Here is a 1,978-nt window from a genome sequence, read left to right as displayed (position 1 = left end):
GGAGCACCACTTACAATAAGGAACTCTGAACGTCTGTTTTCGGCATGTTGTTCTTTAGTACAACCTGCAGAACAATCTATTTTAGGTTCAGATTCACCTTTACCAACACCAGAAATACGAGAGGCATCAATACCTTTAGATATTACGTATTGTACTGTTGTTTTTGCTCTACGATCAGAAAGGCCTGTGTTGTAAGCTTCAGGACCTCTTTCATCTGTGTGTGATGTTGCACTAATAACCATTTCAGGATATTTTTTCATAATCTGAACTAATTTATCTAATTCAAAAGCAGCTTGAGCTGTAATGTTAGACTTATCAAATTCAAAGAAAATAGGTGCTAAATCAATTTTCACAGGTGTAATTAATTTTTCAATAGGATCTAAAGAAATTTGGATGTTATTTTCTTCTTCGTTAGTGCCTTTAACAGGAACTTTTTTACTGTCAAAACCATCCATTACAACTTCTAATTCGCTATCCTCATCACATTCTACTATAAACTCAGCAATACCTTGAGTGTTTGTCATTTTAGAAACTACTTTATTACCTTCGCTATCATACAATGTAACAGCAGCACCACTAATAGGTTCGCGTGTTTTGTCATCTAAAACGGTAGCGCTTATTAATACATCACAAAGTGGTTGTAATTTTTTGAATTCGTAAATATCGTCACTTCCTTTTCCACCTTCTCTGTTTGAAGAAACAAAACCATCACCGTTTTCTTCATCAATAATGAAAGCAAAATCATCAGCGTTACTGTTAATAGGAATACCTACATTACGAGCAGGAGCTAGTTTACCATCAATTTCTTTAGTGTAAAACACGTCTAATCCACCAAGACCTAAATGACCATTAGAAGAAAAGTATAGAGTATTATTACTACTGATGTAAGGGAACATTTCTTGACCTTCAGTATTTATTTTTTGACCTAAGTTTTCAGGTTCACCTATAGTTCCATCAGCATTTATTTCAGCTTTGTAGATATCAAAATCTCCAAAACCACCAGGCATATTAGAAGAAAAATAAAGTGTTTTACCATCTGCGCTAACAGAAGGGTTTTTAACAGAGTAGTTTTCACTATTAATGGCTAAATTTTCAACCATATCCCAATCGTCTCCTAACTTAGTAGCTTTAAATAAATACAGTTGGCTAAAACGCGTACTGCTTAGAGAATCTTTTTGAAAGTCTTTTTCAAAATAACTTTCTCTAGAGAAATACATTGTTTTTCCATCAGGAGTAAAGGATACTAAACCTTCGTGAAATTTTGTATTTATTTTTTTGTTAGCTAAAGTTGCTTCTTGATAAGTACTATCAGCGTTTTTAACAATAGTGTAAATATCTAAGTAAGGTTGGTCGTTCCAACCATAAGTTTTACGATTGTCATTACGACCAGAAGTGATGTATAATTTACCATCATGTAAGATACCACCAAAATCTGATTGTGTAGAGTTAAAATCTGCATTTTGTACATTAAACTTTTTACCTTGTTCTAAAATTTTAGGAAGGTAATCCGGATTTTTTCTAAATGCTATAGCTCTATTATCTGCAGGACGCATTGTAGCAAACTTATCCATTTGTTGATTAGAGGCTTCATATTTCCCATTTGCTTTAAGCATTTGAGAATATTTGTATACCATTTCTGGTTTTTCAGAAGTTTCTAAAGCTTTAGCATACCAACGCTCAGCAGCTTCGGTATTAAAAATGTTATAGTAACTTTCTGCAAGTTGTCCGTAAACATAGTCGTCTGCTTTACCGTCTTCTACAAGTTTGTTATAGCTTTCGGCAGCTTTTACAAATTCAAATCTAGCAAAGTGCTTATCTGCTTTCTTGGTATCTTTATTCTGAGCAGTTAAGCAAAAGCTACTCATCAACGTAATAAATAATAATGTTTTAAAGTTTTTCATAATTGTTTTAGCTTAACTGATTAAAAGTATCTTGGTGAACGAGAAACACGTCTTGGAAAATTAAGATCAAATAATAA

The 1,978-nt window shown here is 33.0% G+C and carries 1 protein-coding gene; it reads right to left on the bottom strand.

Annotated elements, in window-relative coordinates; genetic code table 11:
- On the bottom strand, positions 1-1,901 hold a 1,901-nt coding region (locus ABD730_RS17175), incomplete at its 3' end, for an OmpA family protein (RefSeq protein WP_344716125.1).
- Positions 1,902-1,978: the final 77 nt, after the last annotated feature.

Source organism: Winogradskyella damuponensis, assembly GCF_039538385.1.
Lineage (GTDB): Bacteria > Bacteroidota > Bacteroidia > Flavobacteriales > Flavobacteriaceae > Winogradskyella > Winogradskyella damuponensis.
The sequence above is the reverse complement of the archived record's forward strand: the minus strand, read 5'-3'. Positions and strand labels throughout refer to the sequence as shown.